22 protein-coding genes, 1 tRNA gene, 1 other RNA gene and 1 pseudogene are annotated in these 23693 nt (G+C 66.3%); 12 read left to right on the forward strand and 13 right to left on the reverse strand.

Translation table 11 applies throughout. From position 1 onward, the window contains the following. Window positions 1–20 precede the first annotated feature (20 nt). Window positions 21–117, reverse strand: an RNA gene (gene ffs / locus VUN84_01920) — signal recognition particle sRNA small type. A gap of 224 nt (window positions 118–341) precedes the next feature. Between ffs and VUN84_01925 the strand changes: the two genes are divergently transcribed. Beyond that, window positions 342–426: transfer RNA gene (locus VUN84_01925), tRNA-Ser, on the forward strand. Between the two features lie 106 nt (window positions 427–532). On the opposite strand, the gene VUN84_01930 is transcribed toward VUN84_01925, so the two are convergent. Next, a complete protein-coding gene (locus VUN84_01930; protein XAS64470.1) occupies window positions 533–1444 on the reverse strand; it encodes an oxygenase MpaB family protein in 912 nt (303 codons plus the stop codon). A gap of 571 nt (window positions 1445–2015) precedes the next feature. Between VUN84_01930 and VUN84_01935 the strand changes: the two are divergent. Further along, a pseudogene (locus VUN84_01935) lies at window positions 2016–2369 on the forward strand (M23 family metallopeptidase). A gap of 74 nt (window positions 2370–2443) precedes the next feature. Here VUN84_01935 and VUN84_01940 read toward each other — a convergent pair. Next, complete coding sequence (locus VUN84_01940; protein XAS65917.1) at window positions 2444–3406, reverse strand: hypothetical protein; 963 nt, start codon at window positions 3404–3406, stop codon at window positions 2444–2446. Between VUN84_01940 and VUN84_01945 the strand changes: the two genes are divergently transcribed. The 3 genes from VUN84_01945 to VUN84_01955 all read left to right on the forward strand — a co-directional run bounded on the left by VUN84_01945 (window position 3405) and on the right by VUN84_01955 (window position 6462). Further along, window positions 3405–3890: a glutathione peroxidase gene (locus VUN84_01945; protein ID XAS64471.1), complete on the forward strand. Its 486-nt coding sequence runs from the start codon at window positions 3405–3407 to the stop codon at window positions 3888–3890. The two genes, VUN84_01940 and VUN84_01945, sit on opposite strands and share 2 nt — an antisense overlap. Window positions 3891–4112: 222 nt before the next feature. Then, window positions 4113–5324: a formaldehyde dehydrogenase, glutathione-independent gene (fdhA, locus tag VUN84_01950; protein ID XAS64472.1), complete on the forward strand. Its 1212-nt coding sequence runs from the start codon at window positions 4113–4115 to the stop codon at window positions 5322–5324. Between the two features lie 196 nt (window positions 5325–5520). Beyond that, window positions 5521–6462 carry a phosphodiesterase gene (locus VUN84_01955; protein ID XAS64473.1) on the forward strand — a complete coding sequence of 314 codons (942 nt, stop codon included), beginning with the start codon at window positions 5521–5523 and terminating at the stop codon, window positions 6460–6462. A 22-nt stretch (window positions 6463–6484) separates the two neighbouring features. Here VUN84_01955 and VUN84_01960 read toward each other — a convergent pair whose 3' ends face one another. After that, entirely contained in the window at window positions 6485–8119 is a 1635-nt protein-coding gene (locus VUN84_01960; GenBank protein XAS64474.1) for a stealth family protein, read from the reverse strand. A 107-nt stretch (window positions 8120–8226) separates the two neighbouring features. Further along, complete coding sequence (locus VUN84_01965) at window positions 8227–9141, reverse strand: hypothetical protein (GenBank protein ID XAS64475.1); 915 nt, start codon at window positions 9139–9141, stop codon at window positions 8227–8229. A gap of 179 nt (window positions 9142–9320) precedes the next feature. On the opposite strand from VUN84_01965, the gene VUN84_01970 reads away from it, so the two are divergent. Together VUN84_01970 and VUN84_01975 are read left to right on the forward strand one after the other, a co-directional pair. Next, window positions 9321–9620: a type II toxin-antitoxin system VapB family antitoxin gene (locus tag VUN84_01970; GenBank protein XAS65731.1), complete on the forward strand. Its 300-nt coding sequence runs from the start codon at window positions 9321–9323 to the stop codon at window positions 9618–9620. Then, on the forward strand, window positions 9613–10290 hold the full coding sequence (locus VUN84_01975; GenBank protein XAS64476.1) for a LytR C-terminal domain-containing protein: 678 nt from the start codon (window positions 9613–9615) through the stop codon (window positions 10288–10290). Before VUN84_01970 ends, VUN84_01975 begins: the two co-directional genes overlap by 8 nt. 39 nt (window positions 10291–10329) lie before the next feature. Here the strand turns inward: VUN84_01975 and VUN84_01980 are convergent, their stop codons facing one another. From VUN84_01980 to VUN84_02015, 8 genes are all read right to left on the reverse strand, one after another. Beyond that, entirely contained in the window at window positions 10330–10968 is a 639-nt protein-coding gene (locus VUN84_01980) for a TetR/AcrR family transcriptional regulator (GenBank protein XAS64477.1), read from the reverse strand. Between the two features lie 41 nt (window positions 10969–11009). Beyond that, a complete protein-coding gene (locus tag VUN84_01985; GenBank protein XAS64478.1) occupies window positions 11010–11729 on the reverse strand; it encodes a DsbA family oxidoreductase in 720 nt (239 codons plus the stop codon). A 55-nt stretch (window positions 11730–11784) separates the two neighbouring features. Beyond that, window positions 11785–12321, reverse strand: a complete 537-nt coding sequence (locus VUN84_01990; protein ID XAS64479.1) for a GNAT family N-acetyltransferase — start codon at window positions 12319–12321, stop codon at window positions 11785–11787. Window positions 12322–12414: 93 nt separating this feature from the next. After that, a complete protein-coding gene (locus VUN84_01995) occupies window positions 12415–13251 on the reverse strand; it encodes a biopolymer transporter Tol (protein XAS64480.1) in 837 nt (278 codons plus the stop codon). Window positions 13252–13328: 77 nt separating this feature from the next. Continuing rightward, window positions 13329–14324, reverse strand: a complete 996-nt coding sequence (locus tag VUN84_02000; GenBank protein XAS64481.1) for a sugar phosphate isomerase/epimerase family protein — start codon at window positions 14322–14324, stop codon at window positions 13329–13331. A 1-nt stretch (window position 14325) separates the two neighbouring features. Then, window positions 14326–15519, reverse strand: a complete 1194-nt coding sequence (locus tag VUN84_02005; GenBank protein ID XAS64482.1) for a Gfo/Idh/MocA family oxidoreductase — start codon at window positions 15517–15519, stop codon at window positions 14326–14328. A 9-nt stretch (window positions 15520–15528) separates the two neighbouring features. After that, the gene (locus VUN84_02010) at window positions 15529–16650 is read right to left on the reverse strand and encodes a Gfo/Idh/MocA family oxidoreductase (protein XAS64483.1); all 1122 of its coding nucleotides are present in this window, start codon (window positions 16648–16650) and stop codon (window positions 15529–15531) included. Beyond that, window positions 16650–17381, reverse strand: a complete 732-nt coding sequence (locus tag VUN84_02015) for a sugar phosphate isomerase/epimerase (GenBank protein XAS64484.1) — start codon at window positions 17379–17381, stop codon at window positions 16650–16652. The genes VUN84_02010 and VUN84_02015 overlap by 1 nt, the downstream gene beginning before the upstream one ends. Window positions 17382–17578: 197 nt before the next feature. Between VUN84_02015 and VUN84_02020 the strand changes: the two genes are divergently transcribed. The 5 genes from VUN84_02020 to VUN84_02040 all read left to right on the forward strand — a co-directional run bounded on the left by VUN84_02020 (window position 17579) and on the right by VUN84_02040 (window position 23648). Continuing rightward, window positions 17579–18805 carry an ROK family transcriptional regulator gene (locus VUN84_02020; protein XAS64485.1) on the forward strand — a complete coding sequence of 409 codons (1227 nt, stop codon included), beginning with the start codon at window positions 17579–17581 and terminating at the stop codon, window positions 18803–18805. A gap of 276 nt (window positions 18806–19081) precedes the next feature. Next, window positions 19082–20407 carry a sugar ABC transporter substrate-binding protein gene (locus tag VUN84_02025; GenBank protein XAS64486.1) on the forward strand — a complete coding sequence of 442 codons (1326 nt, stop codon included), beginning with the start codon at window positions 19082–19084 and terminating at the stop codon, window positions 20405–20407. Between the two features lie 71 nt (window positions 20408–20478). Further along, complete coding sequence (locus VUN84_02030; GenBank protein ID XAS64487.1) at window positions 20479–21453, forward strand: sugar ABC transporter permease; 975 nt, start codon at window positions 20479–20481, stop codon at window positions 21451–21453. After that, on the forward strand, window positions 21446–22285 hold the full coding sequence (locus tag VUN84_02035) for a carbohydrate ABC transporter permease (protein XAS64488.1): 840 nt from the start codon (window positions 21446–21448) through the stop codon (window positions 22283–22285). Before VUN84_02030 ends, VUN84_02035 begins: the two co-directional genes overlap by 8 nt. A 169-nt stretch (window positions 22286–22454) precedes the next feature. After that, window positions 22455–23648: an MFS transporter gene (locus VUN84_02040; GenBank protein XAS64489.1), complete on the forward strand. Its 1194-nt coding sequence runs from the start codon at window positions 22455–22457 to the stop codon at window positions 23646–23648. Window positions 23649–23693: the final 45 nt, after the last annotated feature.

Here is a 23693-nt window from a genome sequence, read left to right on the forward strand (position 1 = left end):
CCCTACCAATCGGCACAGACATAAAAGACCCCTCATGCACCCGCCAGAGCCCATTTACCCTTGCTACCTTCCGGTCCTGGGGGAGTTCAACAGGATGACGCCACATGAGGGGCCGTCAGCAAGTTTACCCGACATTTGAGTGTGCCCCGAATCGTCTGCGTCTGGACCAGCGGACCCGACGGGACATGCCCATTTTTCGCGCCCGCGGATGGGCATGATGGGCCTATGTCCCGTGGTGTGGACGGGGAGCGGGCATGCCCCGCCGGGTGGGGCCGGAACCCAATTGGGCTATGCCGGGAAGTTCAGGTATTCTAGTATCTGCTTTTGATTCAAAAGCTACTGGAGAATTCGCCTAGCGGCCTATGGCGCACGCCTGGAACGCGTGTTGGGTTAACGCCCTCGGGGGTTCAAATCCCCCATTCTCCGCGTTTGGCCCCGGTCCCATGGACCGGGGCCTTTTTGCGTCCGCTTTCAGCCAACCCTGCCGCCCCGCGACCCACACATCGGGGTGCCGGTCCGGGCACCCGGTCCGTCAGGCTTGAAATCCCAGCCGGCGGAGCCGGCGCCGGGCCGCCTGTTCGCTGGGCCCCACCCGGCCGAGAGCAACATGAACGATGCCGAGCGTAACCTTCGTGGCCAGCCGTACCGGAAGGGGAACGGGCCCCAGACGTGCAGTCCGGAGGCCTAACAAGTCGCGGTACTTTGGCTCGAGGCTGGCCACTGCCGCAGCGAAGAGCACCCGGTAGCCTGGCCGGAGCACGGGGTGAAGCGGCGGGTTGCGGATGAAGGCCACCGTCTCGGCCACCTTCTCATCGGAACGGAGTTCTCCGGCGTCGTACCAGTCGTCCAGTTGCCGGCGCATGGCCTCCTCGGTGAGCGGCGGGGACGCCACCCCCATCAGCTCACCAGCCTGCGCCCATTCCCGCACATACGCGTCGGCGCCGCCGGGAATGGGCCTGCCCCAAATTTGGTGCGCAGAAAGGAAAGCGTCGGTAAAGGCGATATGCACCCAGCGGAGCAGCTCAGGATCATTCGCCGCATAGCGTCTGCTGATCCCGTGAGCGTCCACGTACTCACCACGCACCGATTCATGGAGTTGCTTCACCCAGTCAGAGGCTCCGCGGGCCGCGGCGGTTGAACCGAAGGTGACCGTAAAGATCCAGCGGATGGTGCCGGCCAGCCGCCCGAGAGGATCCTCGCGGAACCGGGAGTGGTCGTGGACGCCGGCCAGTGCGCCGGGATGAAGCGCCTGCATCAACAACGCCCGGATTCCCGCCACGATGGTGGGCATGTCCCCATGGACGGCCCAGACCGCGGAGCCCGGCAGGTGGTAGCCAGGGTCGTCGCCGTCCGCCAGGCGCGGCACCCACTCCGGAACCTCGTCCCGGGTCCCGGTGAACGTCTGTTTAAGCTCGGACTGCCATTCCCTGAGGAGGTTGCGCATACCTCATTCTCGCTTATGGCCGCGCAACCCGGTACTTGCCCCGAAAGCCAGTACTACTGGCCTTCCACTCGACTTTGCAAAGGGAGTGGTTTGTACCGTTCACAGGCTTCCGCCGGTGTGGTGCCATGAGACAGTGGGTCCGCGAAATTTGGGACCGATGAACAGGATGCGGAGTCACATCGTGGGAAAGCACTGGGGAAACTCGACGAGTGAAAAGGCTGCAAGGGCCAGGATCATCGCTGCGCGATGTCTGTCCGGCGGCTTTTGCCTCTCGTTGGCGGTGCTGACATTCTCAGCCCAAGGATTGTCCGGCCCGGGAGCCACCGTGGCACCCTCCAGGGCGGCAGTGGCTGCCGCAATGGGTCCGGAGATGCTGGCTCCGGCCGCGCGTGCCGTTGCCACTGCCACCGCCAGCGCCTCTGATGTTCCGGTCGCGACGCCGTTCACCGCGGATGCCCGGGCGCTGGTGGCCTACGCCCGATCCAATGTCCAGACAACCTCCAAGAACGGTGTGCCCGGAGAACTCAATGTGGCCTCTGCCGGATTGAAACGGCCTGCCGCTGGTTTCCTTATGGAGCCCCTTGAGTCCCTTCAGGAATCCTCACCCTTCGGACTGCGGACCAGCCCCATCTCGGGGTCGGCCGGTGAATTCCACTGGGGCCAGGATTACGGCGCCGCATGCGGCACCCGTGTCTACGCCGCCGACGCCGGAGTGGTGCGTGCCGTCGGCTGGCACCCGTGGGGCGGCGGAAACCGAGTGGAAATCGACCATGGCAACGGACTGATCACCACCTATAACCACCTTGAGGCGATCGCGGTCAAGAAGGGCGATTCGGTGCGGGTGGGCGAAGTCATCGCCCGGGTGGGAACCACCGGATCGTCCACCGGTTGCCACCTGCATTTTGAAACCATCCTCAACGGCGCCCACAAGAACCCGCACGACTGGATCCTGCTTCCGATCGCGCAGACGGATCCGCTGGGCACCATCGAGATGACCAGCTACGCACCCGAGGCAGGCCTGCCAGCCAACGCCCGCCTCGGCTGGGCCATCCCCGTATCGGACGACAGAAGGCATGAAGTCGCTGGCGGTGCCGAGGAAGTGCCCATTGCGGCGACGCCCCGGACGTCCTCCGGCTCGTCCGCTGCTCCGACACCAACCCCGTCGGTCTGGGACGGGCTGTCCCCGACGAGAACGAGCCCGGCCAAGCCAACCGTCGAAACCAGCCGGCCGCCGGCTGGATCCTCGAACGGGACCACCGCGCCGGTGGGCTCGCAGCCGCCAAGCGACACGCCGACTGCTACGACGCCGCCGGGGACTGGGACGCCGCCGCCGTCTTCGACGCCGCCGGGGACTGGGACGCCGCCGCCGTCTTCGACGCCGCCGGGGACTGGGACGCCGCCGCCGTCTTCGACGCCGCCGGGGACTGGGACGCCGCCGCCGTCTTCGACGCCGCCGGGGACTGGGACGCCGCCGGGGACTGGGACGCCGCCGGGGACTGGGACGCCGCCGCCGTCTTCGACGCCGCCGGTTGTGGCACCCGTTCCGCCGCCTGTTGTCGCGCCGCCGCCGGTTGTGGCACCCGTTCCGCCGCCTGTTGTCGCGCCGCCGCCGGTTGTGGCACCCGTTCCGCCGCCTGTTGTCGCGCCGCCGCCGGTTGTGGCACCCGTTCCGCCGCCTGTTGTCGCGCCGCCGCCGGTTGTGGCACCCGTTCCGCCGCCTGTTGTCGCGCCGCCACCGGTGCAGCCCACTAGGACACCCGCCCCGCCAACCGTCGGCGCTCCGCCCTCCCGGCCTCCCGCCGTCGCTCCGTCGGTGACGCCGGACCCGTCAGTGCCTCCTACGCCGTAGCAGGCACCAACCCATACCCGCGTTCGTTGGTGTCGAAGAACAGTCGTGACCACTTCCGGAAAAACCGATCCGGGCACGAACTTCAATACCGACTTCGCGAGGAACCCTGCCATGACCCCTCTCCACAGCATTCCGCTCACCCTCAATGACGGCACCAACACCGATTTCGGCCGATTCAAGGGGGAGGTGGTGCTGGTGGTGAACGTCGCCTCGCAGTGCGGCTTCACGCCGCAGTATGCGGGGCTCGAGGCACTTCACAACGAATTCCGGGAGCAGGGCTTCCAGGTGCTCGGCGTCCCCTGCAACCAGTTCGCGGGACAGGAACCTGCCGGGGACTCCGAGATCGCAGAGTTCTGCGAACGGAACTTCGGCGTGACATTCCCGCTGACCACGAAGTCAGACGTCCGCGGCAAGAACCAGCACCCGCTGTACTCCGAGCTCACCAAGTTCAAAAACAGCTTCCTGCCGGGACTGGTGAAATGGAACTTCGAGAAATTCCTGGTGAACCGCGACGGCGTCGTGGTTGCCCGCTTCGCCCCCACCGTTGAACCCGACTCACCGGAGGTCATTGAGGCCGTCCAGGCCGCCCTGAGCTGAGAGTCGGCTCCCGGAGCACAAGGGGACAAGGGCCTCTATTTCTAAGCATGCTTACGGCCTAGACTGGCCGAACCTTCCAAATAATCCAGGCACGGCCGCGGCTTGACGCGCAATGAGGCGTGGGCTGCCGGACTGAGATCTGCCTGGCGGGCGGTGCATCAACAAGCTTCGTGAATTCCAACTGGACCCAGCCAGTGTGGTCCGTGAACCAGGAGGAAAGTGATGACAGGAAACAAAGCCGTTGCCTACAAGGGGCCAGGAAAAGTCGAACTGATCGACATTGACTACCCCACCTTCGAACTTAAGGACGGCCCCGGGGTTAATCCCGCCAACGTGGGCCGGGCTGTGCGCCATGGCGTGATCCTCAAGACCGTTGCCACGAACATCTGCGGCTCGGACCAGCACATGGTCCGCGGACGTACCACCGCCCCCGCAGACCTGGTGCTCGGCCACGAAATCACCGGCGAGGTCGTGGAGGTAGGCCCGGATGTTGAGTTCATCAAGGTGGGCGACATCTGTTCCGTCCCCTTTAATATCGCCTGCGGACGGTGCCGGAACTGCAAGGAGCGCAAAACCGGTATCTGCCTGAACGTCAATCCCGCCCGGCCGGGCGCCGCTTACGGCTACGTGGACATGGGTGGATGGGTCGGCGGCCAGGCGAACTATGTCCTCGTCCCGTATGCGGACTGGAACCTGCTGAAGTTCCCGGACAGGGACCAGGCCCTCGAAAAGATGATGGACCTGACCATGCTCTCGGACATCTTCCCCACCGGCTTCCACGGTGCCGTCACCGCCGGCGTGGGTGTCGGCTCTACCGTCTACATCGCCGGTGCCGGGCCCGTAGGCCTCGCGGCGGCCACCAGTGCGCAGTTGTTGGGTGCCGCGGTGGTGATTGTGGGGGACATGAACGCGGACCGGCTGAAGCAGGCACGCAGCTTCGGCTGCGAAACCGTTGACCTGTCCCAGGGCGGACCGGCAGAGCAGATCGAGCAGCTGCTCGGCGTGCCTGAAGTGGATTGCGGCGTCGACGCCGTCGGGTTCGAGGCGAAGGGGCACGGCCACGACGCCAAGGAAGCACCGGCGACTGTGTTGAACTCCCTCATGGAGATCACCACAGCCGGCGGCGCTCTTGGCATTCCGGGACTCTACGTCACCGGTGACCCGGGCGGCATCGACGAGGCCGCTAAGAAGGGCGCACTCTCGCTCAGCCTCGGCACCGGCTGGGCCAAGTCGCTGAGCTTCACCACCGGACAGTGCCCGGTGATGAAGTACAACCGCCAGCTGATGATGGCGATCTTGCATGACAAGGTCCACATCGCGAAGAACGTCAACGCTAAAGCAATTTCGCTGGAGGACGCTCCGAGGGGCTACGCGGAGTTCGACGCCGGTGCAGCGACGAAGTACGTGCTGAACCCGAACGGCTACCTGAGCTAGGCGCCGGACACCTGAGTAACCCTGGTCCGGCGGGCACACACCAAAACAGGTATGTGTCCGCCGGACTACTGAATGTCTTCGTTTTTTCAAACATGCCTACTGGAGTTTGCACATTGTTGGCCGAATGTCTGGTTGGATAGACATTACTGAGAGGGAAGCTGGTGGCTACAGCCGCCACCCAACCAGGAAGGTAGCAATGGAGCCCATCGAGGCCGAACATCCCCGGCCGCGTCATTTTCTACTCCATCTGAGTGACCCCCACCTGCTGGGAGGTTCCACACCACTGCATGGTGTGGTGGACAGCGACTCCCGGCTCAGACAACTCTTCGATGAAGTCCGCGCGTCCGGCGCGCGTCCGGAGGCCGTGATTTTCACCGGCGATCTCGCTGACCGGGGCGAAGCCGAGGCCTACGCGAAGCTGCGGGCCATCGTAGAACCGGCCTGCAAGGCAATGGGCGCGAAAGTCATCTGGGCGATGGGGAACCATGACAATCGCGCCAATTTCCGGACCGGCCTGCTGGACCAGCCCGCCGGTGACGCCCCGGTGGATCACACATATTTCATCAACGGGCTGCGCATCATTACCCTCGACACCTCAGTTCCGGGCTTCCATCACGGCGAACTGAGCCCCGGACAGCTGGAGTGGCTCGAAACCGAACTCGCCACCCCCGCACCGGACGGAACCATCCTGGCCCTGCATCATCCCCCGGTGCCCTCGGTCCTGGACCTTGCCGTGCTCGTGGAATTGCGGGATCAGGCGGCGCTGGCCGGAATTTTGCGGAATTCCGACGTCCGGGCCATTCTGGGCGGCCACCTGCACTATTCGACGACGGCCACGTTCGCCGGGATTCCGGTCTCCGTGGCGTCGGCCACCTGTTACACGCAGGACCTCAACGTTCCGGTCGGCGGGACCCGCGGGCGCGACGGCGGTCAGGCGTTCAACCTCGTGCACGTCTACGAGCACACGATTGTGCACTCCGTGGTTCTGCTCGGCGACACCCCCGCCGTCGGAGAGCTTGTCTCGGCGGAGGAAACCCAGCGGCGGATTGCGGCCGCCGGGATCCGCATTCCGGACAAGGCAAAGCTGGAGGATCCGGCCAGGATTCCCGGCAACCGCCGGCTGACCGCCCGCAACTAGGACGGGCCGCACCGCCCGGCCGCTACTTCTCCCAGGGCGCCTTGATCGGGTAGTACTTTTCCAGGAAGTCCGTCACCAGATCGGCCCGCTCTTCAGCCGGCACTTCCGGGAAGCTGCCGTCGTTCAGGCAGAAGAAATCCATGTTCCGCTTCGCGAGCAACTTGGGAAGGTAGTTCAGCCCCGCCCGGGCGGTGGTGTCGACGTAACGCACCTTGGCCGCCGTCTGGGTCACTGCCCGGCCGGTGAGCAGCGCGTAGTAGTGGTAGAACGAGTTGGTGACCGAAATGTTGTCGGCTGCGCGGAAGGTGCTCGCCGCCGTCGTGGCGAACTCCGCCGGGAACTCCTGCTCCATGGTGGCCACGACGCTGCGCCGCAGGGGCGCAGCCGTGTGCTCCAGGTGCCGGGTGGTGATCCGGCCGAAGCGGTCCCACAGCAGCTTCCGGTTCACCCGGGCGGCGTTTTCGAAGCCGCTGCGCTCGGCGTCGTTGTCCCCGAGCCCGATCCGGGTCTCCGCCTCAATGAACTTCGTGATGCCGCCCGGCGTAAAGAACATGTCCGGTCCGACGGAGCGGCCGAAGAACATGTCGTCATTCGAGTACAGAAAGTGCTCCGACAGGCCCTCTATGTGGTGAAGCTGGCACTCCACCGCCTGCGAGTTGTGGGTGGGCAGCACAGACGGGTCCGCGAAGAACTCCTCGCTGCGCACAATCGTCACACCCGGGTGGTCCGCCAGCCATGCGGGAGTGGGGGAGTCGGTGGCGATGAAGATCCGGCGGATCCAGGGCGCGAACATGTACACCGAGCGCAGCGCGTACTTCAGTTCGTCGATCTGGCGGAAGCGGGCTTCGTGGTCGTCGCCTTCGCCCACCACCACGCCGGCCATCCGGGCGCGCCGGGCTGCGATGTACTCCGGGGAGCTGCCGTCCACCCAGGAGAATACGAGGTCCACGTCGAAGCTGATGTCACTGGCGTGGTCCGCGAACATGTTCTCGATGGTGGGCCAGGTGTGCCCGTACCGCTCCACGGTGCCGCGGACCGCGTCCTGGGCGAGCAGGGTCCGCCGGGTCAGCGAGTTCTCGATCGGAAGTATCAGCTGGTCGCCTTCGAAACTCCACAGTTCCAGCTGCACCCCTGCCGAGGCGCCGAACTCGAATCCGCCCTCGGGTTCAACCCGGGGACGGTAGAGCCGAAAGATCCGGGCCTGCCGGTTGGGGGAGAGCTCGCCGTCGGCCACCAGCACTGAGGATTTCTTCTTGGCATCGACAGTCATTGAGTAGAACGGCTCATCATGGCAGGCCTCCACGAGGGCAGCGCGGAGCTCCCTTCGGTCCTTCCAGTCAACGGCGATGACGGGCCTGTCGTTGTTGCCGCGGACCAGGAGGTAGTCGAGTCCGGCGCCGTCCAGCACAGAGCGCACGAACATCAAGTCCTCCACCATGGCCTGGTACGGCGTGCGGTTTTCGTTGATCAGCCCGTACCGGCCCCGCCGTCGTACAACACCCGGGCGGCTCCGGAACCGCGCGACGGCAGCCGCGGACGTTACTTCATCATGTGCGTCAACGGAGGCCTGGCTGCCGTAGTAAATCTCGTCCTGGACCAATGCGTCTGTAATTTCGATTCTCCGTGATTCTTTGCGTAAAGGTGTGCCTACTTGCATGATATCGCCCACCCCAAAATTGCCCGGTCAATCGGCGGCGGAAACGCCGCCAGCGGGGCCAGTGGCCCCTCGTCCGCCCCGGATCGCGGGGTGGTTGCGCCCGGTGCTCAGCCCAGGAGGGCCAGGCGCCAGCTACTGAGGAAGGCCGCGCCGGCGTCGTCGTGGATGACGTCCCGCCCCAGCCCAAGGTCCGCCGCGGTGAGCACCTCATACGGTTTCACCGGCACGCCGTCAGCGGGCCGGACGTCGATGTGTTTGACCGGGTGGTCGTTGTGGTGCAGCCAGTCGGCCATGGCGTAATCGGTGCGGGAATCACCCACCGTGCGCCAGGCCTGCGGGGTGATGCCCTGCGCCGCCAGCAGCTCCACGGCCCGGCTGGCACCGAGGTCCTTGCCGAGCCGGACGGACTCGATGTCGGTGGAGATGATGGTCGGATCCACGCGGTAGTCGACCCGGTCATCGGAGTCCGGGGCGTGGTGGTCCAGCCGCACCACGCCGAGGCCGTGCCGGGCCATCAGGTCCATGGCGTCGGCGTCGAACAGCTGCTGCTCGGCCCGGTAGTCGGAGTTATCCGCGTCGATGTGCTGCTCAACGGAAACCATGGCCAGTTTGGTTTCGTCGAAGAACATGTGTGCGGCGTAGTCCTCGGCCACGAGCCGGCGGATGTCGTCGCCGAAGGCCTGCGGCACGGCCAGGCCGGAATCGAGGTGGACGGCCCCGGGGCCCGCCGCGGTGTAGCTGAACCAGACGGCGCCCTTCTCGCACACCGCATGGATGAGGGTGCCGGCCGGCATTCCCGCGGCCATCATCGGCTCCATCACCTGCTCGCGGATGAAAGCAGCTGAGCGTCCGGTGTTGAAAACCACCGGGATCCCGGCTGCGGCCAGCGCCAGCAGGTCCGCGATGATGGCCGGCTGCACTGTGCGGGTGACGGGACTCGCCACCGGGCCGTCGACGTCCAGCAGCAGGGCCAGCGGAGGAGCCGACGGCGGGAAGGGAGCTGGGGTCTCGGCAGGTGTCATGGTTTTATTCTCCCAGCCGGCACGTATCTTTGCATGTGCTGTGGAGTGCGCCGCCGTCAACGTCTTGACCGTGACAGGGCAACGCGGGAGGTGTGAGAAATGGTTACCGTTTGGCTACAACCTCCCGGCGGCGGGAGTCGTGGATTCCCTTGACCGTCCAAGTTCCTTAGGCTTGCATGGTGATATTCAAAGCCGTGGGCGAGGGCCGCCCGTATCCCGACCATGGTTACAGCACGCCCAAGGACTGGGCGGCGCTGCCGCCGCGACCGGTGCGGCTGGATGATCTGGTGACCACCAAGCGCACCCTGGACCTTGAGGCGCTGTTGGCGGAGGACTCCACGTTCTTCGGTGATTTGTTTCCGCACGTCGTGGAGTACCGCGGCGTCCTCTATCTGGAGGACGGCCTGCACCGCGCTGTCCGGACCGCGCTGCATCAACGCACGGCGATCCACGCCCGTGTTCTGGTCATAAGTGGCTAGAAAGCCGAAGGACGTCACCGTCCTGCACGGGCACCAGGTCATCACCGGATCGGATCTCCGGGCCACTTTCGTGGAGGATGACGGGCTGCAGGACAACCCCGTCCGGATGCGCCGCCGCATCCTGCACGGCGTGGTGCTGGTGCTGCTGGTCGGGCTGCTTACCGCGGCGATTGTGGTGGCCCTCGCCATCATGAACGGGCAGCTCAACGTTCCGACGCCGGAGCGCAGCACGGCCGCCGCGTCCGTCTGCCCGGAGGCGCGCTTTGACTATGCGCCGCCGGAGACGGTCAACCTTAACGTTTTCAACTCCACGTCCCGCCCGGGCCTGGCCCGCACCGTGGCCGATGAGTTTGCGGCCCGGAAGTTCATGGTCGGCACCGTCGCCAACACGACGTCGAGCTACCGCGGCGCGGCGCTGGTGGTCTCCGGCGCCGCGGGCCAGTCTGCGGCGTTCAGTGTGCAGCGCAACCTGCCGGGCTCGGATTACTTTCAAGATGCCCGGACGGACCCCAGCGTGGACATCATCCTCACCGGGGACTTCCAGGCCCTCGCGAGAGCGGAGCTGGTGGACCAGACACCGGGCCGGCTCAGCTGTCCCCGTGAGGACCGGCGGATTGTGGAGGATCCGGGGACCGTTACCCCCACGGCAGCGCCCGCCCCGGCCAACTAGGGCCGCCGCCGCGCCGCCCTCTGTCCCGGCTGCCGGATGTCAGGAGTGCAGGCGGAGGGGCCGGCCGGCGCCGTCCAGCCGCGCACCGGCACCGAGCTGGACGAAACGCACCGTCCGGGCCAGCTGCGCACCGGCACCGGCATCCTGGCCGGAGCCGTCACCGCGCGCGGCGCTGGAAGACAGGGTGCCGTGAATGAGCTGCGCGAGCTGGGCGATGTCCGCCTCGGGGAGGTAGCCCTGGGCGACGCCGTCGCGCAGGATGCCCTGCAAGAGCACGCTGAGCTCCCCGACGTGGCCGGCGAGTTTCGCGAACGAGGCGGGGGAGAGCACGGCCCCCATCGTGGGGCCCGGCGGCAGATGGCGCCGGCTGAGGTCCTCGACCTGGGCGCGGACGTACACAGCCAGGCGGTCCACCGGGTTCTCCAGCGTGGCCAGGGATTCCCGCAGCTCCGCCAGGAACCTTTCAGTCTCGTCCAGTGCGTAGGCAATGAGCAGCTCTTCGATGTCCGCGAAGTAGTTGTACGCCGCGGTGCGGCCGATCCGGGCATGCCGGGCGACGTCGGTCATGGTCAGCCCCGGCAGTCCATGGGTAAACAGCAGCTCGCCGAAAGCGGTCAGGATCCGGCGTTGGGTCTCGGCGCGTTGGGCGGCGTTGCTCGCGGCCGAGATCCTGGGCATACGGACACTTTAGCGCCATCCGTCAGCAAGACGCCCGGCTGTCAGATGGCGCAGCCGTCCGGGCCGCAGGCCGGTGCGGTCCCGTCTTTGTCCCCGCCGCCGGCTGCGGTGACCATTTCCAGCGGGCGGCTGTCCTGCCAGGCCTGCTCGAGGGCCTCGGTGAACGTCTCGGCGGGCTGCGCTCCGGAGAGCCCGAATTTGCGGTCGATCACGAAGAAGGGAACGCCGGTGATGCCCAGCGCACGGCCTTCCTCGAAGTCCATCCGGACGTCGTCGGCGTACTTGTCGGTGGTGAACAACTCGTCCAGTTCGGCGGCGCCGATCCCCAGCTCCAGCCCCAGCGAGGTCAGGTAGGTGCGGCTGCCAATGTCCTGGCCGTGTTCGAAGTGGGCGCTGAGCAGGCGTTCCTTCGCGGTGTCCTGCACCCCGTGCGCTGCCGCGAGGTGGATCAGCCGGTGGGCGGTGAAGCTGTTGGCGACCACGACGTCGTCGAACCTGTAGTCAAGACCTTCACCCCTGGCCTGCTCTGCCACGTGCGCGAACATGCCGGCAACCTGGGCCGCGGCCATGCCCTTGCTGGTGCTCAGATAATCCAGTTCCGTGCCGTCGTAGTGCTCCGGTAATGCCGGATCCAACTGGTAGCTGCGCCACTGCACGTGCACCTCCGCACGGTGCGGAAACGCTGCGAGGGCGGTTTCAAAGCGGCGCTTGCCGATGTAGCACCAGGGGCATGCGACGTCAGACCAGATCTCAATCTTCATGTCCGGCACAACCCTGGGGGCAGCGGCGCCATTCCCTGGCGGGCTGTCGGCTTGGTCACGGTGCGAGCGGGCGTTCCATCACAAAATCGTGTTCCACCGTGGAGCCGAGCTTGAACGACTTTGTGCCGACTTTGCGGAAGCCGGATTTCTCGTAGAACCGGATGGCGCGGCCATTCTGGCTGTTCACCCCAAGCCAGAGACCGCGGGCGCCGTGCGCCGCCGCCTCAGCCACGCTGGCGTGCATGAGTTCGGCGGCAGCACCGAGACCGTGGTGGTCCGGATGCACATAGCATTTGCTGAGCTCGGTGCAGGGCAGGCCCGTCAGGACCGCAGCCACGTCCGGGTCCTCGGTGGGGCGGGCCACGAGCAGGCTGTAGCCCCGGAGCCCGCCGCCGACGTCGATCACGAGGACGGTGACGTCGGGGTCGGCGAGGTAGCCGCGGAAGTTTGCCTCGCTGAGTGTGTTCGCGAGGTGGGCCGCGATATCTTCCGGGTCAGAACCGGGCGGGCATGCCAGCGGAAAGGTGACGGCCGCGAGCCAGGCCAGCGGGCCGGCGTCGTCCGCGGTTGCCGTTCGGATTACGTGCCTCATGCCCAGAACCCTAGTCCGTGGAGGGGGCGGGCCGCGCTCCGTGAAGCGTTGTTGCGGCCCCGTGGGGGTGGGGCGGGCGTCTCACACCGGGGATCAGCGGAAAGGGTAGGCAACATAGGCGAACCGGCTGGAATCCGGTGACCAGCTGTTAACGTTTAAGGTTCCCTGGCCGCCGGCTAAGGCCCAGGTGTGCAGCGGGGTGGCCCAGTCGTCCAGCGCAACGGCAACGACGTCGACCGGCAGGTCAGCCGGGTGACCCAGGGTGCCGGCCGGGAACCTGAGATAGCTGGCGCGGAGCCCGTCCGGGGACAGGTGCGGGAACCAGTCCACCGTGTCGCTGCTGACCAGGCGCTCCAGAGCTGACCCGTCACGGCGCACACGGGCGATCTGGGCGTGCCCCGGCCGGCTGCTGAACGCCTCCGTGTTGAGGTAGATCCAGGCGCCGTCCGGTGAGTATTCCGGTCCGTCCCAATGCCCGCCCCCGGTGCAGATGGTTGCCGGGTGCCCGCCGGCCGCGGGTATTCTCATCAGGCGTCCCGGGCCGGTGAAGTCGCCTCCTTCCACCCCCACGCAAGCGAGTTCCTCCCCGTCCGGGCTCACCCCATGCAGGAAGTACGAGAACCCCTCCGGCGCCGTGATCCGGTCCGCCGCCCCTCCCCGGGTGGCGGCCCGGTACAGGTGGCCGTCATCGGCGGAGAGGTAGATCTGGTCTCCGCCGGGGGCGAGCACATGGTCATTGTTGAGCCCGGGGACGCCGGTGAGGGGGATCAGCTCCGGTGAGCGGGAGGACAGGTCCAGCCGCCACAGGGAACCGCCGCCGTTGAGGATGAGAGCGGTATCGTCCGGCGTCCAGTTGGGTGCCTCCAGCAGCAGGTCGTTGCTGGCGAAGATCAGCTCCCGGGCCCCCGTGGTGACGGATGCGATCCACACTTCACAGCGCTGCCCCGGCCTCAGCGCCCGGCTCATCCCGGACGCCCGGGGGTGCTGCCCGCCACGATCCCGCCGAACTACTGCGTGAAGGCGGCGTCGAAGGAGGTGGTGGACGCCGGGAAATCGAATTTCTTCAGCGCGGCGAGGGCCTCGGGCGCCCCGTGGAGGCGGTCCATGCCGGCGTCCTCCCACTCGATGGAGATGGGGCCGGTGTAGCCGATGGCGGTCAAGGCGCGGAAGGATGATTCCCAGGGGACGTCGCCGCGGCCCGCGGAGACGAAGTCCCAGCCGCGGCGGGGATCGCCCCAGGGCAGGTGCGAGCCCATCACGGTGTTCCGGCCGGTGGGGCGCAGCTTCGTGTCCTTGCAATCGACGTGGTAGATCCGGTCCTTGAAATCCCAGATGAAGGAGACCGGATCGATGCCCTGCCACATGAAGTGGGACGGGTCCCAGTTCAACCCGAAGGCCTCGCGGTGCCCGATGGCTTCGAGGGTGCGCACGGTGGTCCAGTAGTCGTAGGCAATCTCGGAAGGGTGGACCTCATGGGCGAAGCGGACCCCGCATTCATCGAACACGTCCAGGATGGGGTTCCAGCGGTCGGCGAAGTCCTGGTAGCCGGCGTCGATGACCTTTTCCGGGACGGGTGGGAACATCGCCACATACTGCCAGATCGAGGAGCCGGTGAACCCCACCACGGTGTCCACACCGAGGGCTTTGGCGAGGCGGGCGGTGTGTTTCATTTCCTCGGCGGCGCGCTGCCGGACGCCTTCAGGGTCCCCGTCACCCCAGACCTTGGCCCCGACGATGGCCTCGTGCCGGAAATCGATCGGGTCATCGCAGACCGCCTGGCCCTTGAGGTGGTTGGAGATCGCCCAGACCTTGAGGTTGTACTTCTTCAGCACGGCGAGTTTGGCCTCGACGTAGCCGGGTTCGTCCCAGCGCCAGGCGTCCAGGTGGTCGCCGGAGACGGCGATTTCCAGGCCGTCGTAGCCCCACCCGGACGCCAGGCGTGCGACGTCCTCGAAAGGCAGGTCGGCCCATTGGCCGGTGAACAGGGTGTACGGGCGGGCCATGTCAGGCTCCTTCGGGGACGGAGGTCGGTGCGGGGGAGGCTGCGGGGAGGCCGGCCAGCTGGATGATGGAGCTCTTGGCCGCTGCGCTTTCTTCCACTGCGGCCAGAATGCGCTGGACGATCAGACCGTCCTCGAACCCCGGCGAGGGCGGGGCCCCCGTGCTGATCGCGACCAGGAAGTCGCGGATTTCGTGCGTGAAGGTGTGTTCCCATCCGATCACGTGCCCCTGCGGCCACCAGGCCCCGGCGTAAGGGTGAACGGGTTCGTTGACCAGGATGCGCCGGAAGCCCTGCTCCCTGACCGGAGCCGTCGCGTCCAGGAAGCCCAGTTCGTTCAGGTTTTCCAAATCAAACAGGATGGACCCTTTCTCTCCATAGATCTCCAGCTGGAGTGAGTTTTTCCGGCCGGTGGCCACCCGGGACACCTCCACGGAGGCGACGGCCCCCGAGGCCATCGAGAGCGTAGCCCAGGCGGCGTCGTCGACCGTAACCTCCTCCGGTCCGTCCGCGCCGGGCCGCTGCGAAGTGAAGGTGTGCAACCGGCCGGAGACCTCGGTGACCTCCTCTCCCAGCAGGAACAGCACCTGGTCGATGGCGTGGGAGGCGATGTCGCCCAACGCTCCGGACCCCGCGGTGTCCCGGTTCAGCCGCCAGGTCATGGGAGCTTCCGGGTCCACCAGCCAGTCCTGAAGGTAGGCTGCCCGGATGTGCCGGACGGCACCCAGCCTGCCCTCGCTGATCAGTTCCCGGGCCAGGGCCAACGCCGGGATGCGCCGGTAGTTGAACCCAACCATGGACTGGATGCCCTGGCTGCGGGCAGACTTCGCCGCCGCCGTCATCGCTTCCGCCTCGGCCAGGGTATTGGCGAGCGGCTTCTCCACCAGTACGTGCTTGCCGGCGGCGAGCGCGGCGACGGCGATCTCCGCGTGCATGAACCCCGGGGCGCAAATGTCCACGATGTCGATGTCATCCCGGGCAATGACCGAGCGCCAGTCCGTAGCGGACTCCGCCCAGCCGTACCTGGCGGCGGCCTCGGCGACGCCGGCGGCATCCCGACCAACCAGGACGCGCTGTTCAAACGCCGGGACGTCGAAGAAGCTGGCAACGTTGCGCCAGGCATTCGAGTGGGCCTTGCCCATGAACGCATATCCGATCATGGCAACGCCCAGGCGCCGGGCGGCTTTGGAATCCAGCATTGGGCTGTCCTAGAGAGTAGCGGCGGTGGGGTCCCAGTCGGCGGGCAGCGGGGGAGCCGCCGACGCAGTACTGGCAAGGTCGATGAAGGTCCCGGTCTCGATGGATTCGGCGATGGAAACCATGGCGTCAAGCACGTGGTACGCCATCTGCCCCTGGGCGCGGTGGGGAACGCCGGCCCGGATGGCCCGGGCCATTTCCAGGACGCCGGTGCCGCGGGAGGACTTCGAACCGACGGCGGCGATGACCTCCGGAGCTTCCGCGCCGCGGCGCGTCAGCAGGATGTCGCCGTCGAACATGTTCGGATCGGGAAAAGCAATGGTCGCTTCGGTCCCGTTCACCTCCACGAAACCGGCCCGCTGCAGGTTGGAGTCGAAACTGAAGATGCTCTGGGACGACTCGCCTCCCGCGAACTGGGCGATCGCGCTGACGTGGCTCGGCACAGTCACCTCGAATTCCTCGCCGGCCTTGGGACCGGAACCAATGACCCGCTTCTGCCGCGAGGTGGATCCGAAGGCTGCCACCTTGGAGATCGGTCCGAACGTCTGGATGAGTGTTGTCAGGTAGTACGGACCGATGTCGAAGAGCGGCCCTGCGCCTTCCTGGAACAGGAACGCCGGATTCGGGTGCCAGGACTCCGGGCCCGGGGACTGCATCAGCGTCAACGCGGTCAGCGGAACGCCGATGCCGCCTTCGGCGATGATCCGCAGGGCTGTCTGCAGGCCCGCGCCCAGGAACGTATCCGGCGCGCAGCCCAAGCGGACACCCGCGGCTTCGGCGGCTTTGAGCAGCGCCAGCCCGCTTTCCCGGTCCAGCGAGAACGGCTTTTCGCTCCAGACGTGCTTCCCGGCGTTGACGGCGGCGGTGGCGACTTCCACGTGGGCGGCCGGCGTGGTCAGGTTGACCACGATTTCCACGTCCGGGTGCGTCAGGGCAGCCTCGACGCCGCCGGATGCCGGGATCCCGAATTCTGCTGCCCGTGCCGCGGCGGCGTCCTCGAACATATCGGCCACGACGTGCACTTTGACGTCGGGGAAACCGGTGAGGTTTCCCAGGTACTCCTTGCTGATGACTCCGGCGCCGATGATGGCGACGCCGACGGGACCGGTGCGGGGGGAGCTGGACGTTGTCATTACTTACCTTCCTTCAGATACGCCAGGGATTCGCCGACGGCGTCGAAAATATCGCCGTTGAAGTCATCAAGTTCCACCACACCCGCTTCGAGGTTCCTGGCGGCAGCGATGACCTCCCGTATCGGCATCCGGCCGGCACCGACGGCCACCTGGTCTTTGTCCACCTTGGTCAGCGGGCCGTCCTTGATGTGGATGAAGCGGACTCGGTCGCCGAGCCGTTCCAGCAGTGCGACCGGGTCCTCGCCGCCGACGGCGGCCCAATAGGTGTCCACCTCAAGCACCACCTGGGGGTCCAGGTTCTCTGCGAGCGCTTCCAGGGCGGACCGGCCGTTGATCCGGTTTTCGAGCTCGAACTCGTGGTTGTGGTACCCGACGGCGATCCCGTAGGCAGCGCCCTTGGCGGCCGCCGCGTTCAGCGCCTTCGCCGTTTCCACGATGTCCGCCTCTGTGGTCCACCGGGCGCTGTCCACGTGCGGGTCGATGACCGTACCGATGCCAAGCTTCTGCGCGGCCTGGAAGATTTCGTCCTGGTCGGCGCTAAGCAGCGGAGCATGGCCGGAGGGGGCGGTGAGCCCGTTCGCGGTCAGGGCAGCGGCCAAGGCGTCGGCATTGGCCACGAAGTTGTACGGTTCCACCGCTGTGTAGCCCAGTTCGGCCACGCGTTTGACCGTGCCTTCCAGGTCCTCTTCCAAGGGGCCGCGGACGGTGTAGAGCTGAAGGGAGTAAGTCACAGATTCTCCTGGCGTAGATACTTTCGGCCCGGGGCCGATCCCGGCAGTTGCTGGCCGGTGCACAGCGACCTGGTGTTGAAGGCGGCCGCATCAGTAAAGCTAGAACAGCTTTTGACGGCAGTCAAGCAAAAGTTGGGCGGCAAATGTCGCAGAAGGGAATTGTGACGAACATAAGCCCGCCGTGCTTACATTGATTCATGTCAAGTCCGACCCTCTCCGAGCTGCAGTCCACCCGCATTCCCGCGTCTGCCACGCCGGTGGTCGGCCAGGCGCGCACAGGGGAGCTGTTTCAACTCCTCCGCGACGGCCGGGCGCGCACGCGCGCCGAAATTGCCGAGCTGACCGGTCTGGCACGGTCGACCATCGCCGCCCGCGTTGAAGCGCTGACGTCGCTGGGCCTCATTGGTCCCGCCGGCGAGGCGTTCTCCTCCGGCGGGAGGCCGCCGTCGCGCTTCGCCTTCCAGCCCTCCGCACGGATTGTCATGGCGGTGGACGTCGGCGCCACCCACATTCTGGTGGCGGCCACCGACCTGAGCGGCCGTGTCCTCACCGAGTCCAGGATGGACATTGAAATCTCCGCCGGACCGCAGGCAGTGCTGGACCTCGTCGTGAAGCTCTGCCGCACACTGCTGGCCAGGACCGGCCGGGATGCCCGCGAGCTGGCCGGAATCGGGATCGGACTGCCGGGGCCGGTGGAGCACTCCAGCGGCAAACCGGCCAATCCCCCCATCATGCCGGGGTGGGACGGGTTCGATGTGCCCCGCTACATTCAGCGCAGCTTCGACACCCACGTCGCCGTCGACAACGACGTGAACATCATGGCCCTGGGCGAACGGGCGTTCTTCTGGCCCGACGTCGAGAGCCTGCTCTTCATCAAAGTCGCCACCGGCATCGGCGCCGGGATCATCAGCGGCGGCTTGCTGCAGCGCGGCGCCGACGGAACTGCCGGGGACATCGGCCACGTCCGCGTCCCCCGCGGGGACGGCCTCCTTTGCCGGTGCGGCAATTACGGATGCCTGGAAGCACTGGCCTCCGGACCGGCAGTGGCTGCCGCCCTCACCGCCCAGGGCGTGCCCGCCGAAACCGGCGAGGACGTGCTCGAACTGGCGCGACGCGGCGATGTCAAAGCCGTCCAGGCCATGCGCCAGGCCGGGCGGGACGTGGGGGACGTGCTGGCAACATGCGTGAACCTGCTCAACCCGTCCGTGATTGTCATCGGCGGCGGGCTGGCTGCAGGGGGCGAATACCTCCTGGCCGGCGTCCGTGAGGTGGTGTACCAGCGCTCCCTGCCGCTGGCGACTGCCCGGCTGCGCATTGTCCAATCGATGGCAGCAGACCAGGCCGGCGTCCTGGGTGCCAGCCGGATGGTCGTGGACGACATTCTTTCCCCGGCCAGTATTGAAGCCCTCCTGGATAAGGCCTAAGGAACATAGCCCTGCCGGGGCGCGGCCGGATTGAGGCCGCGCCCCGGTACGCCTGGGCGCGTTCTTCCGGCGGAAGGCCCCGCGTGGCGGCCGGCCGGCTGCGTCGAAACCACGGGCCGCGCGGATTATTCGGCGGCGCAACAAGGGTCACCAAAAAATTCACCGACTCATTCCAAACTTTTGATTGACGATCAACATAAGTTCCACTAGCTTTGTGGAAAGTCCGGAGGCCGGACTCTCGGTGTACCTCGCGAATCTCAGACAAGGAAGTCAGAAGTGAAAATTCGTACCCTTGCCGCTACCGCCGCTATCGCGGCGCTGGCGCTGACAACAACCGCCTGCAGTGGCAGCAGCTCTTCGTCCTCCTCCTCGTCGGGGTCGGATGCGTCCGGCTCGGGCGCAACGCTCACCTACTGGGCCAGCAACCAGGGCACCAGCCTCGACAACGACAAGCAGGTCCTGACGCCGCAGCTGGAGAACTTCACCAAACAGACCGGGATCAAGGTCAACCTGGAAGTCATCGGCTGGAACGACCTGCAGACCCGCATCCAGACCGCCGTCACCTCCGGCCAGGCGCCCGACGTCGTCAACATCGGCAACACGTGGGCGGCATCCCTGCAGTCCACCGGGGCGTTCATGCCCTTCGACGATGCCGCATTCAAAGCCATCGGCGGCAAGGACAAGTTCGTCAAGACCGCCATGGACACCGGCGGGGTCGCCGGCCAGGATCCGACGTCGGTTCCCGTCTATGGACTGGCCTACGGGCTGTACTACAACAAGGCCATGTTCGCGGAGGCCGGCCTGACGCCCCCCAATAACTGGGAGGACCTGGTCACGGACGCCCAGAAGCTCACCAGCGGGGACAAATACGGTCTCGCGCTGGCTGCCGGCAGCTACACCGAGAGTGCCCACTTCGCCTTCATCAATGCGGCCCAGAACGGCGCGGACCTCTTTGATAACGAAGGCAAACCGACCTTCTCCTCCGACGGCGTGGTCAAGGGAATCGAGCGGTATCTCGACCTGATGCAGAAGGACAAGGTCGTCAACGTCGCCAACGCCCAGTACGACAACGGAACCAAGGCAGTCAACGACTTTGCCACCGGCAAGGTGGCCATGATCCTGAACCAGAACAATGCCGACAACTCGATCGTCGCCAACGGCATGACCAGTGACAAATACGGCGTTGTTCCGTTCCCGGCACCCGCGGACGCCAAGTCCCAGATCGCCAGCCACGTCGCCGGCATCAACCTGTCCATCTTCAAGAACACGAAGAACAAGGACGCCGCCTTGAAGTTCGTGAACTTCATGACCAGCCCGGAGACGCAGACCGCCCTCGACAAGCCGTTCTCGGCCCTGCCGGTACTCCAGGACGCCACCCCGAACTTCACCGACAACGCCGAAGAAGCGAAGATCTTCTCGGACATCTACGCCAACAAGTCCAAGCCGCTTCCCCTGGTGCCTGCCGAGGACCAGTTCGAAAGCACCGTGGGCAAGGCGATGAACCAGATGTTCGCCAAGATTGCCTCCGGTGGAAACGTCAGCACTGACGACATCCGCACCGCGATGAAGACGGCTGAGCAGCAGGTCGCAGCCGCCGGCTAACCACCCCGGGTGGTGCCGGCACGCCCGGCACCACCTTCCCGGCCGCCCGCACCCAAAGAAAGGTCAGTCCCGTGGCTGCTGCAACGGCACCCCCCCTCGCCACCGAAGCCCCGCCGAAGTCCGAGCCCAAACAGCGCAAGCCCCGCCCGTCCGGCTGGTGGCTTCCCTACGCCCTGCTGGCGCCGGCCATAGTCTTCGAACTGGTCATCCACGTCATCCCCATGGTGACGGGCATCTGGATGAGTTTCCTGAAATTGACCAAGGCCTATATCTCCAATTGGGGCAACGCCCCCGTCACCGGATTAAAGAACTACCAGGTCGCCCTGGACTTCAATGGCGCCGTCGGAGCGGCCCTGCTCCAGTCCTTCCTGGTCACCTGTGCCTTCACTGTCCTGGTGGTGGGCATCTCCTGGACCCTCGGCATGGCGGCCGCCGTCGCCCTGCAAGGCAAATTCCGTGGCCAGGGCTTGTTCCGCACACTCTTCCTGGTTCCCTACGCCCTGCCCATGTACGCCGGCATCATCGCCTGGAAGTTCATGCTGCAAAAGGACACCGGGGCGGTCAACCACTTCCTCTTCGACAACCTCCATCTCTCCGGGGATAAGCCGTTCTGGCTGATCGGCGACAACTCCTTCGTCGCCGTCGTCGTGGTCGCCATCTGGCGGCTCTGGCCCTTCGCCTTCCTGATGCTGATGGCCGGACTCCAGTCCATTCCCACCGACGTTTACGAAGCGTCCGCCGTAGACGGGGCCAAGCCTTTCCGGCAGTGGCGCTCCATCACGCTGCCGATGGTCCGGCCGGTGAACATGGTGCTGCTCCTGGTCATGTTCCTGTGGACGTTCAACGACTTCAACACACCCTTCGTGCTCTTCGGCAACGCCCAGCCGCCGGCCGGGGACCTGATCTCCTTCCACATCTACAACGCCTCGTTCCTCACTTGGAACTTCGGCTCAGGCGCTGCCATGTCCGTGCTGCTGCTGCTTTTCCTGCTGTTGGTCAGCGGCATCTACCTGCTTGTTTTGAACCGGAGGTCCCAGCGTGCGTGAAACCAACGGATCCAAGGTTTTCCGGGCCATCGTCGTTTCACTGCTGACCGTGTTCACGGTGGTCCCCGTCTACGTCATGGTTACCTCAGCGATGAAACCACTCTCCGATGTCCAGGGCGCCTTCACGTGGTGGCCGACCACGGTGACGATGGCTCCCTTCATCGACATGTGGAAAACCGTGCCGCTGGCGTCCTACTTCGTCAACAGCGTGATCGTGGCCGGCGCCGCGACCGTCCTGAGCCTGATCATCGCTGTCTTCGCCGCCTACGCGATCTCCCGCTACCGTTTCCGGGGCCGGTCCATCTTCTCCACCACGGTGCTGTCAACGCAGATGTTCCCCGGTGTGCTCTTCCTCCTGCCGCTGTTCCTGATCTTCGTGAACATCAACTCCACCCTCGGCATCCAGCTTGTCGGCACCCGCGCCGGCCTGGTCATCACGTACCTGACGTTCTCCCTGCCGTTTTCCATCTGGATGCTGGCCGGTTACTTGGACGGCATCCCGCGGGACCTGGACGAGGCCGCCAAAGTGGACGGGTGCGGACCGATGGGAGCTCTCTGGCGGGTGGTGCTTCCAGCCGCCCGGCCCGGGCTGGTGGCCGTCGCGATCTACAGCTTCATGACCTCCTGGGGCGAAGTGCTCTTCGCTTCCGTCATGACCACGGATGCCAACCGGACGTTGGCGGTGGGCCTGCAGCTGTACTCCACCCAGACCAACGTCTACTGGAACCAGATCATGGCCGCCTCGCTCGTGGTCAGCGTTCCGGTGGTCGTCGGCTTCCTGCTGCTGCAGCGCAACTTCGTCGCCGGTCTCACCGCCGGCGCCGTCAAATAGGGGCCGTCAGGCAGCGCGTGGCTCCGGCCGGAGACGCCCGGTCCCGAACCCCTGGGCGCCTCCGGGCGGAGCCGCTTATGATGTCACCTTCCTGCGGTGGCGGCGGGCCCGTGATAGCAATAGAACTGATGAATTCCTATTTCTGCCTGACGGCCGGGCCGCGGCACCCATGAGTTCAAATGTCCTCGCCAAGGTGCCGCGCAGCTGGATCCTTCTGGCCGCCATCGGCTTGATCGCCCTGAACATGCGTGGCCCGTTCGTGGCTGTGGCCCCGGTGGTGGGCCTCATGCAGCAGGAACTTGGCTTTTCGCCGGTGGAGTTGGGTCTCCTGACCGGGATCCCGGTGCTCTGCTTTGCCCTCGCCTCACCGCTGGCCTCGCTGACTGGACGCAAACTCGGCGCGGAAGTCGCGATCAGCCTCACGCTGCTGGGTGTCCTGCTGGGCGTGGTGGTGCGGTCGGCGGGCAACGGCGCCGTGGTGATGCTCGGCACGGTGATGCTCGGCGTCGCCATCACCATCGGCAATATCGCCGTACCGCTGATCATCCGGCGAGACTTCGCCCCGGCGCGGCAGGGCACAGCCATGGGCATCTACACCGCAGCCCTGAACGTCGGGTCCTTTATTACCGCCATGGTGATGGCTCCGTTGGCCGCGCTGCTCGGGTGGCGGCTTGCCCTGGCTTCCTGCGGTCTCTTCGCCGTCGCGGCCCTGCTGGCCTGCGCGCTCGCGTTCGGCGGCCGCGCGTTCCGCCCAGACCCCGTCCCGGCACCGGAGCCCGCACCTGCGGGGGTCAAACCGGCGTCGCGGTGGATCACCGTGGGGCTGACCGCAGGCTTCGCCGGCCAGGCGTTCTCTTACTACGGCGTCACGGCATGGCTGCCCAGCATCCTCGCGGACACGCTCGGCATGACGGCTGCGGGGGCGGGCGCCGGGTCCTCGCTGTTTCAGATCTTCGCCATCGTGGGCGGGCTGGGCGTTCCCCTCGCGGCCCGGTTCGCCAGCACGACGGCGGTCGGGCTCACCTTGGGGCTCCTGTGGGTAACCGTGCCGGCAGGCCTGCTCCTGGCGCCCGGGCTGTGGTGGCTGTGGTCCGCGCTGGGCGGCGTTGCCCAGGGCGGTGGCATCACCTTGATTTTCATCGCCATCATCCGGCTGGCCCGCGACCAGGCCTCGGCCGGCCGGATGTCCGCCGTCGTGCAGGGTGTCGGCTACTCCTTCGGCGCCCTGGCGCCGACCCTGCTGGGTTATGTGAACGGGACCTCAGGATCCTGGACGGGGCCGTTGCTGATGGTGCTCGGCTCGGTGGCGATGTTCATCCTCGGCACCGCACTGTCCCTCCGGCACGTTCCCAAACCGCACTGATCTGTCTCTTCGTCCGCGCCGGGGGAACAGCTGAGGCCCATGTTC

It is taken from the genome of Micrococcaceae bacterium Sec5.8, from assembly GCA_039636775.1.
GTDB lineage: Bacteria > Actinomycetota > Actinomycetes > Actinomycetales > Micrococcaceae > Arthrobacter.